The following is a 15346-nucleotide window of genomic DNA, read 5'->3' as shown; positions in this document are numbered from 1 at the left end:
AGGAATAATCTTCGCAAAATAAGAACGAGATAATGCCTGGATAGCTCCCTGGAACATACCTACAAAAATAGCTAAGATCCAGAATTCCCATTGTTTATCTAACTGAATCGCAAATAAGGCAATACCAGTATAGGCAATAATACATACTTTAATAAGTTTATCTGTAGGGTATTTCTTAGATAAACGTCCAAAAATCAGCGCAAATGGGAAAGCAACAATCTGAGTCACTAATAAGGCAATTAATAATCCGTTGGTATTAAGTCCAAGGGCACTGCCATAGGCAGTGGCCATTTCAATGATTGTATAAACACCGTCGATGTAGAAGAAGAAAGAAATCAAATAGAAGAATACTTTCTTATCTTCATTTAAAGTAGAAAGAGTATGTCCTAAACGTTTAAAACTTTCACGAATAGGATGTTCCTGTTTCTCTACGAAATTTACCTGTTTATAGTTCTTTAAGAGTGGTAATGTCATACCCAGCCACCATAATGCATTGATTAAGAAGGCGATTGTCATAGCACCGTTAAATGGAATAGCCATCTTTTCATAGAATAAGACAATCACTAAGCTGATTACAAAAGGCACACAGCTTCCAATATAACCCCATGCATATCCTTGAGATGAAACATAGTCCATACGCTTGTCATCTGTAATATCTAGAAGCATGGAATCATAGAAAATCAGACTTGCATTATAACCAATCTTCGCAATAACGAATACACCTAAGAATATAATCCAAGACTTAGGAACTGAAAAACAGGCTAAGCCCATTACACCTATGATCATACTAATAGTAAAGATTGGTTTCTTGTATCCTTTTGTATCCACAATAGAACCAAGCACTGGTCCAATAATAGCAACAATAAGAGTTGTGAAAGAAGATGCATAACCCCAATAAGCTAAATAGTTGACTTCACTGATCTTTGCGAGAGACGCAAGATAGTTGAAGTAAATCGGAACTATAGTAGCAACAAGTAGAATAAAGGCGCTATTACCGACATCATACAAGATCCAGTATTTTTCTAGTTTAGTCAGTTTATTCATAGTTTCTATTAAACCTTTCATTTAAGTAATCATCATCAAGATGGTCAACATACTCATTAATGAGTGATACGGCTAAAGGCACTGCTTCATCCTTCATTTCTATTAAATGATTGATATCATTGGCAGCATGTTCATCTTTTTCATAGTTAATAAGTAATCCTTTATATTCTTCATACATACCACCTAACTTCATTACACTTAAGACAAAGCTTCTCTTCAATTTACTAGGAGCTACAAGCCACTTTAAGATAAATAGTAGATCATGTAATGCTTTATCTACTTCTTCTGCTTTTAAATCAAAGAATGGTGCAATCACCTGTGCATTGGTATAACCAGGATGAATATGAGTTGTTAAATTGGCAGTCAAAGGATCTTTTCCTACTCTTACAAGTAATTCTCTATCTAGTTCTGATTCTAGTAAGCTATGGGTCATAGATAAAGTATTCTCTAATACACCAATTTCAGGATGTAAAGAACTATCTAATGTAAAGTGAGTAATAAATCCAATAGTATAAGCGAGTGTTGCATCTGTGGCATCCTGTCTAATGAGTTCTTTTGCATGTTTAAAGAAATCTGTGGCAGGAAGCTGATGCATTCCAAACCCTAATGATTTTACAGGATTCTTCTTATAGACATCATAATAAAAAAGAATATCTGGACCATGAATCCCTATATGATATAAATCAATGTAGGGCATGATCCTTTTCTTGATGTTTTCATCAAGCTGATCTAAAACCTGTTCACCAAAAACATAATGTGTATAACCTGCTGGCATAAAAAAACCTCCTGAAACCTATTATAAGCTAGTATTTCTTAACATAAATCAAAAATAGATTACGTTTCTGTTAAGATTGTGTATCTTCATTATACCGTAAACACTTATTTTTGGTGAATATTTCAACCATTTCAAAAAAATAAATACAAAATTTACGCAAATCACAATAACTGTTAGGAAATAGAGTATGTTAAAATGTTAATTTTATGCTATAATGTGTTATACAGACAAAATGAAAGGGGTTACTTTATGGAAAAGACACTCGAATATGCAGGAATTAAAAACTATACAGGAAAAGCACATTATAATTTATGTCCTGCTAAATTAGTAGAATACGCTTTAAAGCGTAAAGAAGGATTATTAACTGACCAGGGTGCATTAGTTGTAAAAACAGGAAAATATACTGGTCGTTCACCACATGATAAATTTATTGTAGATACACCAGAGGTACATGAACAGATTGCCTGGGGTGATGTCAATGTAGCCATGAGTGTAGAAAACTACAATGCATTAAAAGAAAAAGTACTTAACTATATGAGTGACAAAGAATTATTCGTATTTAAAGGCTTTGCTGGAGCTGACAAGAAATACCGTCGTAAATTCACTGTCATCAATGAACTCGCATGTCAGAACCTTTTTATCCATCAATTATTAATTAGGCCTACAAAAGAAGAATTAGATAATTTTGGTTTAACAGATTATACAATTCTTGTTGCACCAGGATTCCATTGCGTTTCTGAAGTAGATCATACTAACTCAGAAGCAGCTATTATTATTAACTTTACAGAACGTACAGTTATTATTGTAGGTTCACAATACTCAGGAGAAATCAAGAAATCAGTCTTCACAATCATGAACTATTGCATGCCTTTACAGGAAAATATTCTCCCTATGCATTGTTCAGCTAATATGGATCCAGATACTGGAGAAACAGCTATCTTCTTTGGTTTATCTGGTACAGGTAAAACGACACTTTCTACAGACCCTAATAGAATGTTGATTGGGGATGATGAACATGGATGGAGTGAAGAAGGTATCTTCAACTTTGAAGGTGGATGTTATGCAAAGACAATTAATTTATCTCCTACAGGAGAACCAGATATCTATCGTGCTATTCGTTTTGGTTCAGAACTAGAAAACGTAGTTGTAGATGCAAAGACTAGACAGCCAGATTATGATGATGGTACACTTACAGAAAATACACGTGTCGGTTATCCTATTGAATATATTCAAAATGCCCAGATTCCAGGAGTAGGTGGAGTACCTAAAGTCGTTATTTTCTTAACTGCAGATGCCTTTGGTGTATTACCACCAATCTCTAGACTTGATCATGATGCAGCTATGTATCAATTCGTTACTGGATTTACATCTAAAGTTGCAGGTACAGAAAGAGGCATCAGCGAACCACAGCCTACATTCTCTACACTATTTGGAGAACCATTCATGCCTCTAGAGCCAAGTATTTATGCACAGTTACTTGGTTCACGTCTAGAAGCCTATGGTACTAAGGTTTATTTAGTAAATACTGGATGGAATGGTGGACCTTATGGTATTGGTTCACGTATGAAACTATCATATACACGTGCTATGGTCACTGCAGCAGTCAATGGATCATTAGATAATGTCATCTATTATTATGATTCACGTTTTAATCTTCATGTCCCTCAATCATGTCCTGGAGTCCCAGAATATGTATTAAACCCTAAGGATACATGGGCTAATAAGGAAGCATATGAAGATATGGCTAATGAACTTGCTATGATGTTTGAAGCAAACTTCAATACTAAGTATCCACATATGCCAGAAAATATTAGAAAAGCAGGACCACATCCTAAGAAATAAAAGCCACTTCATGTGGCTTTTTTGGAGGTTTTATGGGAGAAATAGGGAAAAGTAAAATAGAATATCCTGATACTTATATTGTAGTAGATGTAGAGACTACAGGACTTAGTCCTGAAACAGAAAGACTGATAGAAGTCGCAGCTATTAAGTATGTCAATCACAAAGAGGTGGCACGCTTTAGTGAACTCATTAACCCGTTAAGAGATCAATTACCTGTAGACTTACTAGATAAGGATAAAACTATCTATATAAGTGATTTTATCGAGAATCTCACAGGCATTTCTAATCGTATGTTACATGATGCAAGAGGGGAAAAAGATGTCCTTAAAGAGTATATTAAGTTCATAGGGGATGATATGATCATAGGTCATAATGTCCGTTTTGATATTCGTTTCATCTATGATGAACTTCTAAGAGATTATGGAGTCCTTTTTCAAAATGATTATATTGATACATTGAAGATTGCAAGAAAATTTTTACATGAAGATTTGAAACGCTATAGACTCAAGGATCTTGCAGATCATTATCATATTGATTATTCTCATGCACATCGTGCAGTGAATGATTGTGAAATTACGCATATTGTATATGAAATGATGATGGAAGATATCTTTAATAACTTTGGGACAATAGAGAATTATCGTAAGAAAAGAAAGAATAAGAAATAGAAAGAATGAAGATGTTTGTTGAAGAAGATGAATTAGAAAGAGATAAACAATTATTAGATTTGCGTAGAAGTGTATTGGAAGTGGAAGAAGAAAGATTAAGTGTACAACCTACAATGAGTATTTCTGAAGCAAGAATTGCACGTGATAAGAGAATTGATATATTGAGATTAAAAGGCTTGAAAAAGTGACTTCAACTGTTAATATTGTATATAATTGTTATATTAACTAATTGGAGATAGAAAGGAAAAAAACTAACATGAACAAAATCGCAAGCTTTACAGTGAATCATTTAATTTTATTACCAGGTATTTATGTATCTAGAAAAGATAAGGTAGGAGAAGAAGTCATTACTACTTTTGATATACGTATGACAGCACCTAACAGAGAACCTGTTATTAATACTGCTGAAATCCATACAATGGAACATTTAGGTGCCACTTTCTTAAGAAATCATAAGGAATGGGCTGAAAAAGTTATTTACTTTGGGCCTATGGGATGTCGTACAGGATTCTATATGATTCTTGCAGGAGATTTAGAATCTAAGGATGTTGTAGGATTAGTGACTGAAATGTTTACTTTCATGGCTGAATTTGAAGGTGATGTTCCAGGTGCTGCGGCAAGAGACTGTGGTAACTATTTAGATATGAACTTACCTCTTACTAAGATTGTTGCTAAAAGATTCTTAGATAACACTCTTAAAAATATCACAGAAGAACATTTAGTATATCCAGATTAAGACTTCCATGGAAGTCTTTTTTACGTATACGTACATATATTGATTAATTACTTACTTGTATGTATACTAGTAAAGAGAGGTATTATTATGCATTTATTTCTGACAAGCTCAAACTTAACATTAAATGGTCAATATATTAATGAAGAGAATGGTTTCCGTTCTCTTCTTTTTAATGTTCTTCCTCGTCATATTCGTTGTCTTTATATTGCATCTGATCCAATTGATACGATTTATAATGATGAATGGGGAAACTACCAAAAGAAAGCCTTGATGAATAGTCATTTCTTAGTGGATACATTTACTATTCTGGATGATCGAAACAAAGAGAAGACAGAAGAACTAGTGAAAGAATCAGATCTTATCATACTTGGAGGAGGACATGTGCCTACTCAAAACAAGTTCTTCAGAGAAATCCACTTAAAGAAGTATTTAAAGGAGTATGAAGGTGTGATAGTAGGTGTCAGTGCAGGTTCTATGAACTGTGCTAAGACTGTATACGCCATGCCTGAACTTCCAGGAGAATATCTTGATAAGAAGTATCAAAGATATCTTCCGGGATTAGAACTCACCCAAACAATGATCATTCCTCACTATAATGAAATACATGATGATTGTTTGGATGGTGTTCATATATTCAAAGATATAGCTTATCCTGATAGTGCCAAAAGAACTTTTATAGTATTAGTGGACGGAAGCTTTATACATATTCATGAAGGAAAGGAAGTCATTCATGGTCTTTCTTATAAAATAGAAAAAGGAAAACAAACACTTATACAAGAAAAAGATTGTATGTTCACATTGGATTCATAAAGAGGGGCTATATTATAAATGTATTAAGAAACTCCCTTAAAAAATATCTTAATACACAAGAGCAAAAGAAAATTGTTTTTAAACTCTCCCCTTAAAACATAATTGTATACAAGAAGGACGTTTCAATGCGAAACGTCTTTTTTGTATAGCACCATATAAAAAAACAAGCTAGATAACTAGCTTGTTAGTTTATTAAACCTGTATCTCTTAAGAGCAAAATAAAACACTGTGTTTACCGCAATTCATCCCACCTCCTATAATGTGGGGGAATTATTGCTCACGGCGTGTTAAAAGGATCTGATTAAAAACGTTTTTTATAGCATACCTGTGGTTTATGGGTATTCAAATTTTTAAATTGTAACGTGAATATAAATATTGTATGATATTTATATCATGAAGAGAGGAAGTTATACTATGGACTACGATCAATATCTTGAAGAATGCAAAAAAATCAAAGAAAGAAACTATCTTCTTTTAGATCTTTTTAAAGACGATCTTATTCAATCAGGTTTAAAAGATAAAACTATTAGCCGTCATCTTTCCAATGTAGAATTCTATATTAATGAATTTTTACTATATATGGATGCTTATCCTATGGAAGAAGGACTTAATATGCTTGATGATTATTTAGGAGACTTCTATATCCGTAAATGTTTATGGTCTACGCCTGGTAATATTAAGTCAACTGCGGCAAGTATTAAGAAGTTTTATAAATCTATGGTTGACCATGGAGAAATAGATAAAGAAGGTTATTATGATTTATGTTCTTTGATTAAAGATTCTATGGATATATGGCAGATGGACTGTGCTATTTATAATGATCCAGAAAGTCCCAATCCATTCTATCCTTTTTAAAAGGGGCTGTAACGAATAGATAGTATTTACTACTACCTTGAGCGTTACAGCTCTTTTTCATATTTTAGACGCACTTAAAAAGAACCTTTCTATTTCTTTAAAAAATATCATCTGATAAATAATCTAAACATCTTCTTGATCTCTTCGTTTTTGTTTCATCTTCAGTTTGTGGTATTTCCTGATATTATGCCCCATTGCAACAAGGTACATCTCCATCTGAACATTGTCATGACCTATATTCTCCTTAAGATCACCGAATGTTTCTTTTGCTTTATTATCTTTCTTGTACATGATTTTTTTACCTCCTTCACTTGTAATATTTTTCTTGCTTCCTTGTGAAATTTATCAAGTTCTTTGTAGTAGTTTATGTATCTTCCAATTCTGGATGGACAACCATCACAGTGACAATTTATTAGATAATGAAATGACGAGGAGGAAATAAAAAGAGTAACTTTCCTTAATTTGTTCAATCGTGGATTTACCATTATACTTTGAGTAGTAATAAAAATTCATAGTATTGTGGGATTACCGCAAACAAATAAGGAGGGTTACCTATAATTATAGTAATAAAAATTGGGATGGATGTCCATACTACAAACTACACTTTATGCATTTCTTAGAGTGGAATTTAACCTTTCACTTTAGATTTCAAAAGAAATATGAAAATCTAGTAGCGCATATGTCTGATATGCCTTAAAATCTTGTTGGTATATCATTGCAAACTAAATATACCACAAAAGAGCGGACGTCGGTCCGCTCTTTGCTTTTTTGAAACTGTAATGAGTTGTTTACCTGTTACACCCTTAATCTATAAGTCCTGTTTCTCTTAATAAGATTTCTAGATCTGTACCTTCTACATTCTTTAATACAGTCTTTAAAAGCATCTTTTCCTTGAAGTTTAATGGTAACTCATTAATCTTCTTTTTATCTACTGCATAATAAGCTGCTCTTAATAATTCTCTGATATCATATTGAGAACCCCATACTTCAGGTACACCACGATCTACATTAAGTAATGTATAGACACTTTCCATACCTGTACGCATAGAATATTCAGTCGTAAAGATAGTATCTCTTGGTGTTTCTGCGAACTGTCCAATAAATGCGAAGTTCACTGCGCCTTCTGGTACAACTTTAGGACGGTCTACATTCTTTCTAGGCTGGAAGAAGGCATTGATATAAGGCATAAAGCATGTTGTTGTATTACATGTATTTTCTGAATAGTCTTTGATCTTGCTTTCATCCATACCAATATGGTAAAGCCATTCCTGACAGATTTCTTCACCTGTACAATCTCTCATAGCTTTCTTGATATAGTTACCTTCTGTATCAGTATGAAGGGCATAAAGCCATACAAGTATTGTATCTTTATTCTGAGATTTAAACTGTGGCTGGCGGTTAATAGTCCATGATAAGAACCAATTATCAACACTATCCTTTACAGTCACAATACCACCAGTAGTCACTTTACCAGCACGTGGATCACGTTTACAAATATTTATAATATGCTGAATAATATCTTCATTAGATGTTTCTACAGTGGCACTCATCCAGTTAGTCGCTTCTGTATCACTGCAGAATACATCAGGATGTCCATATTCGTCATGTTTAGCCTGTTTCGCAATATTCTTCCACAAATCCCATGATTCACCCTTGCCATTCACAATATGAGATAAATCAGGTGCATGAGTCTGATCACCATAACTTGATGTGTCAGTACAACATCCATTAGTAATAAAGACTAAATCATCTGCAGTTAAAGGAATAGACTGTTCTTTATTATCTTTTACATAAATAAGTTCTTTAGCTGTTTTCTTGCCATCGGCTTCTTCAATAACGACATTCTTAACATCCATACCAAACTGAACATCTACATCATGTTTCTTTAAATATTCAATTAAAGGTAAAATCATACTTTCATACTGATTATACTTAGTAAATCTTAAAGCACTAAAGTCTGGTAAACCATCAATATGATGTACATAACGGCATAAATAGCGCTTCATTTCTAATGCACTAGACCATTTCTGGAATGCAAACATAGTTTGCCAATATAGCCAGAAATTAGTCTCCCAGAATGATTCAGGTAATACATCTGAAATCTTCTTATCTTCTAGATTAACTTCAGGTGTAATAAAGAGCTGAGACAATGCCATGGCACTATTTTTATCTAATTTAAATAATTTATCTGTATGCGCATCTTCACCCTTATTGACTGTTGCACGACATAATGAATAGTTAGGATCATGTTTATTTAGCCAATAATATTCATCTAATACAGATACGTTAGGTGTTTCAATAGAAGGTACATCACGGAATACATCCCACATGATTTCGAAGTGGTTATCCATTTCACGTCCTCCACGCATATAGAAGCCTTTATGAACATCTTTATAACCATCACAGCTTCCACCTGCAAGCTCTAGCTTTTCTAATAAATGAATATGATTGCCAGGCATCTGTCCATCTCTTACTAGATAGAAGGCAGCAGTTAAACCTGCCAAACCTGTTCCAATAATATAAGCTGATTTCTTTTCAACACCTTCTGGTTTTTCTGGGTGTGCAAATGCTTCATAAGTTCCTGATGAATAATACATAATAGTTACCTCCTTGATATGACTCTAGTATAAATCATATTTTATCACTTTTATTTAAACAAACAAAAAGCCATGATAAATATCTTATCATGACCAATGTAGTGTAAAAATTTTAATCAAAAAATTAGTTTTGATGAATTTCAAATCTTTTAAGTGCTCTATGAATACATCCATCCATAATTTCATTCATTTTATCAGATAATAACTCAGGACTTTCTTTCATATCATCTTTCACCCAGTCAATCAATAATCCAACAATACAATAAGAATAGAAACGAGCAATAAATTCTTTATCTGACTCTTTAATAGATATTTCTTGGGCTTCTTCCTCTATCTTCATTTTAAGCAGTCCTTGAATCATCGGGGATAAATAGCTTTGAAGCTCTTCTTGATGTAATGAATGATATACATTCATAATATAGACCTTGTCTTCTTTCATCTTATAGAGAAGACAAATAAATCCTTCAGGGTAGATATTTGTATTTAATAGTAATTGATGTATTTCATCCAAGATAATCCAGGAAAGTAAATGATGCATATCAGTAAAGTGATAATAGAATGTCATACGGTTAATACCACATTCCTTTGTGAGATCACCAATCGTAATCTTATTAAAAGGTTTTCTTAAGAGTAATACCTTTAAAGAATCTTCTAATGCATGTTTTGTGATTTCACTCATAAGTTAAATGAATCCTTCTTTTTCTTCTTATATATAAGTAGAGAAATAACTGCAGTAAATACTTCTGTAATCCAGAAAGCATGCCATACACCAGTTGGTCCAAGTAGTGAAGAAAGAATATAAGCACATGGTAGAATAATGACAACATATCGACATAAAGAGATAATGAGTGATGGAATACCCATACCTAGTCCTTCTAGTACACCTCCTGAAGTAAGTGAGAGTGAAGAGAAGACAAAGGAAATACTAATAATACGTAGGGCAATCACACCGGCATCAAGTGTTTCTTTATTCTTGGTAAAGAGTCCCATGATTTCTTTAGGGAATACAAAACAAAGAAGTGTTCCAGCAATCATAATAATTAAACTCAAACCAAGAGTGAGCTTATAGATTTTATTAATACGATTATATTCTTTAGCCCCATAGTTATATCCAACAAGTGGTCTAATACCCTGGATGATTCCATTAGATGGCATAAAGACAAATGTCTGAAGCTTATAATAGATACCTAGTACTACAACATAAATAGTTGAATAAGAAATAAGAATCGCATTTAATACAGAAATAAGAACAGAAGGTAAAGCAATATTTAAAGTAGCAGGAATACCAATACCATATAACTTCTTATAATATTGAGTACTTTCTAAAGCTTCCTTATGAATACGTAGTGGTAAATCTACCTTATAATAATATAGATATAGAATAAAAGGAACTGTCTGACCAATACCAGTCGCAATCGCAGCTCCTGCAATACCCATTGCAGGAATAGGACCTAAACCAAATATTAAAATAGGATCAAGAATAATATTTGTGACACATCCTATAATCATAATCTTCATAGTGAGAGCCATACGTCCTAAAGACTGATAGATCTTTTCAAAGGCAATACCTACCTGAATCACAAAAGAGAATGAGAAGGCAATACGTCCATATAATATCCCATCTTTTAATACAACAGGATCATTTGTAAAGAATTTTAAGAAGTTAGGAATAAACACAACACATACAATCATTAAGATTATTCCATGTATTGCAGAAAGTAATAATCCCTGTGCCATAGAATCTTCAGCTTTCTTATGATCCTCTGTACCTAGATAGAATGCAATCACAGCATTCATGCCCACACCAAACCCTACGGCAATCGCAGTAATAAGGTTCTGAATAGGGAATACTAGAGATAAAGCATTCATCGAATTCTCACTAATACGCGCCACAAAGAAACTATCTACAATATTGTAGAGAGAATTAACAAGCATGGATAAGACCATTGGTAAGCTCATCGAGAGTACTAAAGGGAGTATAGGTTTTGTTTTCATATAATCTTGATTCATAATTTTCCTCCTAAACATACAAAAAGCCACACAACGTAAAAAACGCTGTGTGGCGAAAATAAGATTTCTCTGACAAAAATCCACAACCAAAAGGTTTTGTACATAGACCCTATCATATATAGTATATGATGTCAACTTTTTTATATATATGGTATATATAGTGAAAAAGTATGGTATATATAATTCCTAAAACGGGATTATTGCACAGAAAAATGATAGTGATATAATGTAAGCATAGTAAATAGGAGATATATCTCGAGGAGAAACTGTATTTATCTAGAAATATAAGTTGATAGGGATTAGATAATATATAAGTTATATGTATGAATGTCCATATACATATTGAGTATATCTTCACTACTTACTTACAATTATGAAAGGTAGGAGATAAAATGGTAGGAATTATCCTTGCGAGCCATGGTAAATTCGCAGAGGGCATTTTCCAGTCAGGATCTATGATCTTTGGTGATCAGGCTAACGTTAAAGCCTGCACATTAATGCCTAGCGAAGGACCAGATGATATTCGCAGAAAAATGGAAGAAGCGATTGCTGGTTTTGAAAATCAGGATGAAGTATTATTCCTTGTAGACCTTTGGGGTGGAACACCATTCAATCAGGTAAGTGCTTTACTTAATGGACATGAAGATAAGTGGGCAATTGTCACTGGTTTAAATTTACCAATGTTGATTGAAACTTATGCATCTCGTATGTCTATGGAAACAGCTCATGAAATCGCTACACATGTCACTGAAGTGGCAAGAGATGGTGTTAAACCAAAACCTGAAACACTAGAACCTAAGAAGGAAGAAAAGGCAGCAGCTGCTGCACCAGCACCTCAGGGCGCTATTCCTGAAGGAACAGTTATTGGTGATGGTCACATCAAGTATGTATTAGCAAGAATTGACTCACGTTTATTACATGGTCAGGTTGCGACTGCATGGACTAAGACAACTCAGCCAAACCGTATCATCGTTGTATCTGATGGTGTGGCTCATGATGATCTTAGAAAAGAAATGATTATTCAGGCAGCACCTCCAGGTGTTAAAGCTCACGTAGTACCAATCGAAAAGATGATCCAGGTTGCTAAGGATCCACGTTTTGGTAACACAAAAGCATTAGTATTATTTGAAAACCCACAGGATGCACTTCGTGCAATCGAAGGTGGCGTTGACATCAAGACATTGAACTTAGGTTCTATGGCTCATTCACAGGGTAAAGTCGTTTGTACTAAAGCCGTATCAATGGGTCAGGATGATGTAGATACTATTGAAAAGCTTATGGCTAAGGGTGTTAAATTTGATGTACGTAAAGTACCAAATGATTCACCTGATAACATCAATGCAATCCTTAATAAAGCTAAAGAAGGATTGTCTAAATAAGGGAGGAAATAATTTATGTCAGCAATTTCAATTGTGCTGATTGCGATTGTTGCTTTACTTGCAGGTATGGAAGGTATTCTTGATGAATTCCAGTTCCATCAGCCTCTAGTAGCATGTACGTTAATCGGCTTAGTTACTGGACACTTAAAGGAAGGTATCATCCTTGGTGGTTCATTACAGATGATTGCCCTTGGTTGGGCAAACGTTGGTGCTGCTGTTGCTCCAGATGCTGCTCTTGCATCAGTTGCTTCAGCAATCATCATGGTATTAGGTTTACAGGGTGGTAGTACAAACGTTACTAACGCTATCAATACTTCTATCGCTGTTGCAGTACCATTATCAGTTGCAGGTTTATTCTTAACAATGATCTGTCGTACTCTTGCAATTCCTATGGTTCACTTCATGGATGGAGCTGCAGAAAAAGGTGATTATAAGGCTATTGAAAGATGGCAGGTTGCTGCAATCTTAATGCAGGGTCTTCGTATTATGATCCCAGCAGTTATCCTTTGCTTCGTTCCAGCTAAGGTTGTAACAGGTGCATTAAATTCTATGCCAGCTTGGTTATCTGGTGGTATGGCTGTTGGCGGTGGTATGGTTGCCGCTGTAGGTTATGCAATGGTTATCAATATGATGGCTACAAAAGAAACTTGGCCATTCTTCGCTCTTGGTTTCGTTTTAGCAGCTATCTCAGAACTTACTTTAATCGCATTAGGTGTTATTGGTGTTGTTCTTGCTTTAGTTTATCTTGGATTAAAAGACAATGCTGGTAAAGGTAATGGTGGCGCTGGAGGATCTGGAGATCCACTTGGTGACATCTTAAACGACTATTAATCTGAAGGAGGACGAACATTATGGCAGATAAGATTACACTATCTAAAAAAGATAGAATGGACGTATGCTGGCGTCATCAGTTCCTTCAGGGTTCTTGGAACTATGAACGTATGCAGAATGGTGGTTGGTGTTATTCAATTATCCCAGCTATCAAGAAATTATATACAAAAGAAGAAGATAGAGCCGCTGCATTAAAGCGTCATCTAGAATTCTATAATACACATCCTTATGTATCAGCTCCAGTTATGGGTGTTACATTAGCACTTGAAGAAGAACGTGCAAATGGTATGCCTGTAGATGACCAGACTGTACAGGGTGTTAAAGTTGGTATGATGGGACCTCTTGCTGGTGTCGGTGACCCAGTGTTCTGGTTTACAGTAAGACCAATCTTAGGTGCATTAGGTGCTTCACTTGCATTATCAGGAAGCATTGTTGGACCATTATTATTCTTCGTAGTATGGAACATAATTCGTATCGCATTCTTATGGTATACACAGGAATTCGGTTATAAAGTAGGTACTTCTATTGCTAAGGATATGTCAGGAGGACTTCTTGGTAAAGTTACTGAAGGTGCTTCTATCCTTGGTATGTTCATCATCGGTGCATTAGTACAGAGATGGGTATCAATCAGCTTTACTCCAGTAGTATCTCAGGTTACTCAGTCTAAAGGTGCTTATATCGAATGGGATAAGTTACCAAAGGGTGCTGCAGGTATCAAAGAAGCATTATCTCAGTATAGCTCACTTGGTGCTAATGGATTAAATCAGGTTAAGGTTACTACTTTACAGCAGAACTTAGACCAGTTAATCCCTGGTTTAGCAGCATTATTACTTACATTATTATGCTGTTACTTATTAAAGAAAAAGGTATCTCCAATCGTTATCATCATCGCATTATTCGTTGTTGGTATCGTTGCAAGAGTTATCGGTATTATGTAATTACTAGAGGCAGTTTCACTGCCTCTTAATTTTAAGGAGGAAATAAAATGGCACAATCACAAAATACAAAAGTTGATTTTTCAATTAAAGCAACTTCACTTAATGGTTTAACTAACTATGGGGATGTCATGGTAGGGGACAAGGCCTTTGAGTTCTATAACGAAAAGAATAAAGAAGACTTTATTCAGATTCCATGGGAAGAAATTGATTATATCAGTGCTTCTGTATATTTTAATAAGAAAATTGCACGTTTCGCAATATTCACTAAAAACAATGGACATTTTACTTTCTCTACACGTGATAATGTGAAAACATTACAGGTGGTTGGAAATCATTTTCCAAAAGAAAAAATGTATCGTTCCCCTACGTTCTTTACCATTATTAAACGAGGATTAAGATACATTTTTGACTCCAATTATCGACATAAAGTAAATGGTCAGGCTTAATTGCCTGGCCAATTTTTTTGTATTCCATTAAGAATAAAGTCTGTTAGAAGACTAGATAATTCTTCTATAGAATAATCATAACTATTTGTAAACCAATTCATATATACAGATATAATACCAGGAATACACAAATCAACTGCTACTTTAAATCTTTTTTGATCTAGTGTTTCTGTTTCTTCAATACGCTGTTGTACATATTTTCTAAGAATATCTACAATCTTTACAATAAGAAAAGAACGGTTATTTGTATTAAAAAGTAAACCATAGAATTCTAGATCATGATTTACTGTTTCTGTAAACTTAATAAAGATTTCGGTTAAGAAATCAGCCATATTAGTAAACTCGACTGTACCAATGTTTTTGATAAAAGCTGCGACTACTCAATGTCATTAAGTTAATAATGCTAGAATTTAAG

General features: G+C 34.1%; 17 protein-coding genes. 10 read left to right on the top strand and 7 right to left on the bottom strand.

Annotation, left to right across the window (positions count from 1 at the left end; translation table 11 throughout):
• Both QVO42_RS09015 and QVO42_RS09010 read right to left on the bottom strand, forming a co-directional pair.
• Window positions 1–1065, bottom strand: a 1065-nt coding sequence (locus tag QVO42_RS09015) for an MFS transporter (protein ID WP_288164255.1), incomplete at its 3' end; no start/stop codon positions are given.
• Window positions 1037–1819: a zinc dependent phospholipase C family protein gene (locus QVO42_RS09010; RefSeq protein ID WP_022425788.1), complete on the bottom strand. Its 783-nt coding sequence runs from the start codon at window positions 1817–1819 to the stop codon at window positions 1037–1039. The genes QVO42_RS09015 and QVO42_RS09010, both read right to left, overlap by 29 nt.
• A gap of 249 nt (window positions 1820–2068) precedes the next feature.
• On the opposite strand from QVO42_RS09010, the gene pckA reads away from it, so the two are divergent.
• The 6 genes from pckA to QVO42_RS08980 all read left to right on the top strand — a co-directional run bounded on the left by pckA (window position 2069) and on the right by QVO42_RS08980 (window position 6730).
• Window positions 2069–3661 carry a phosphoenolpyruvate carboxykinase (ATP) gene (gene pckA / locus QVO42_RS09005; RefSeq protein WP_022425787.1) on the top strand — a complete coding sequence of 531 codons (1593 nt, stop codon included), beginning with the start codon at window positions 2069–2071 and terminating at the stop codon, window positions 3659–3661.
• Window positions 3662–3693: 32 nt separating this feature from the next.
• On the top strand, window positions 3694–4329 hold the full coding sequence (locus QVO42_RS09000) for a 3'-5' exonuclease (RefSeq protein WP_022425786.1): 636 nt from the start codon (window positions 3694–3696) through the stop codon (window positions 4327–4329).
• 5 nt (window positions 4330–4334) lie between these two features.
• Window positions 4335–4517, top strand: coding sequence for a hypothetical protein (locus tag QVO42_RS08995; RefSeq protein WP_022425785.1), 183 nt, complete (start codon window positions 4335–4337; stop codon window positions 4515–4517).
• Between the two features lie 68 nt (window positions 4518–4585).
• Window positions 4586–5065 carry an S-ribosylhomocysteine lyase gene (locus QVO42_RS08990; protein WP_022425784.1) on the top strand — a complete coding sequence of 160 codons (480 nt, stop codon included), beginning with the start codon at window positions 4586–4588 and terminating at the stop codon, window positions 5063–5065.
• Between the two features lie 87 nt (window positions 5066–5152).
• The gene (locus QVO42_RS08985) at window positions 5153–5875 is read left to right on the top strand and encodes a Type 1 glutamine amidotransferase-like domain-containing protein (RefSeq protein ID WP_022425783.1); all 723 of its coding nucleotides are present in this window, start codon (window positions 5153–5155) and stop codon (window positions 5873–5875) included.
• 414 nt (window positions 5876–6289) lie between these two features.
• Window positions 6290–6730, top strand: a complete 441-nt coding sequence (locus QVO42_RS08980) for a hypothetical protein (RefSeq protein WP_022425782.1) — start codon at window positions 6290–6292, stop codon at window positions 6728–6730.
• A gap of 123 nt (window positions 6731–6853) precedes the next feature.
• Here the strand turns inward: QVO42_RS08980 and QVO42_RS08975 are convergent, their stop codons facing one another.
• From QVO42_RS08975 to QVO42_RS08960, 4 genes are all read right to left on the bottom strand, one after another.
• A complete protein-coding gene (locus QVO42_RS08975) occupies window positions 6854–7021 on the bottom strand; it encodes a hypothetical protein (RefSeq protein ID WP_022425781.1) in 168 nt (55 codons plus the stop codon).
• 512 nt (window positions 7022–7533) lie between these two features.
• Window positions 7534–9327, bottom strand: coding sequence for an oleate hydratase (locus QVO42_RS08970; RefSeq protein WP_022425780.1), 1794 nt, complete (start codon window positions 9325–9327; stop codon window positions 7534–7536).
• 124 nt (window positions 9328–9451) lie between these two features.
• Window positions 9452–10006 carry a TetR/AcrR family transcriptional regulator gene (locus QVO42_RS08965; protein ID WP_022425779.1) on the bottom strand — a complete coding sequence of 185 codons (555 nt, stop codon included), beginning with the start codon at window positions 10004–10006 and terminating at the stop codon, window positions 9452–9454.
• On the bottom strand, window positions 10003–11337 hold the full coding sequence (locus QVO42_RS08960; RefSeq protein ID WP_022425778.1) for an MATE family efflux transporter: 1335 nt from the start codon (window positions 11335–11337) through the stop codon (window positions 10003–10005). Before QVO42_RS08960 ends, QVO42_RS08965 begins: the two co-directional genes overlap by 4 nt.
• A 392-nt stretch (window positions 11338–11729) precedes the next feature.
• On the opposite strand from QVO42_RS08960, the gene QVO42_RS08955 reads away from it, so the two are divergent.
• From QVO42_RS08955 to QVO42_RS08940, 4 genes are read left to right on the top strand one after another with little or no spacing between them, the layout of a single operon-like run.
• The gene (locus QVO42_RS08955) at window positions 11730–12716 is read left to right on the top strand and encodes a PTS sugar transporter subunit IIB (protein WP_022425777.1); all 987 of its coding nucleotides are present in this window, start codon (window positions 11730–11732) and stop codon (window positions 12714–12716) included.
• A gap of 15 nt (window positions 12717–12731) precedes the next feature.
• On the top strand, window positions 12732–13547 hold the full coding sequence (locus tag QVO42_RS08950; protein WP_022425776.1) for a PTS mannose/fructose/sorbose transporter subunit IIC: 816 nt from the start codon (window positions 12732–12734) through the stop codon (window positions 13545–13547).
• A 20-nt stretch (window positions 13548–13567) separates the two neighbouring features.
• On the top strand, window positions 13568–14485 hold the full coding sequence (locus QVO42_RS08945; RefSeq protein ID WP_022425775.1) for a PTS system mannose/fructose/sorbose family transporter subunit IID: 918 nt from the start codon (window positions 13568–13570) through the stop codon (window positions 14483–14485).
• Between the two features lie 47 nt (window positions 14486–14532).
• Window positions 14533–14931, top strand: coding sequence for a DUF956 family protein (locus tag QVO42_RS08940; RefSeq protein ID WP_022425774.1), 399 nt, complete (start codon window positions 14533–14535; stop codon window positions 14929–14931).
• On the opposite strand, the gene QVO42_RS08935 is transcribed toward QVO42_RS08940, so the two are convergent.
• A complete protein-coding gene (locus tag QVO42_RS08935) occupies window positions 14928–15263 on the bottom strand; it encodes a TetR-like C-terminal domain-containing protein (RefSeq protein ID WP_022425773.1) in 336 nt (111 codons plus the stop codon). The two genes, QVO42_RS08940 and QVO42_RS08935, sit on opposite strands and share 4 nt — an antisense overlap.
• Window positions 15264–15346 lie beyond the last annotated feature (83 nt).

It is taken from the genome of Catenibacterium sp. CAG:290 (assembly GCF_000437715.1).
In the GTDB taxonomy this organism is placed as follows: Bacteria; Bacillota_I; Bacilli_A; order Erysipelotrichales; family Coprobacillaceae; genus Catenibacterium; species Catenibacterium mitsuoka_A.
The sequence above is the reverse complement of the archived record's forward strand: the minus strand, read 5'-3'. Positions and strand labels throughout refer to the sequence as shown.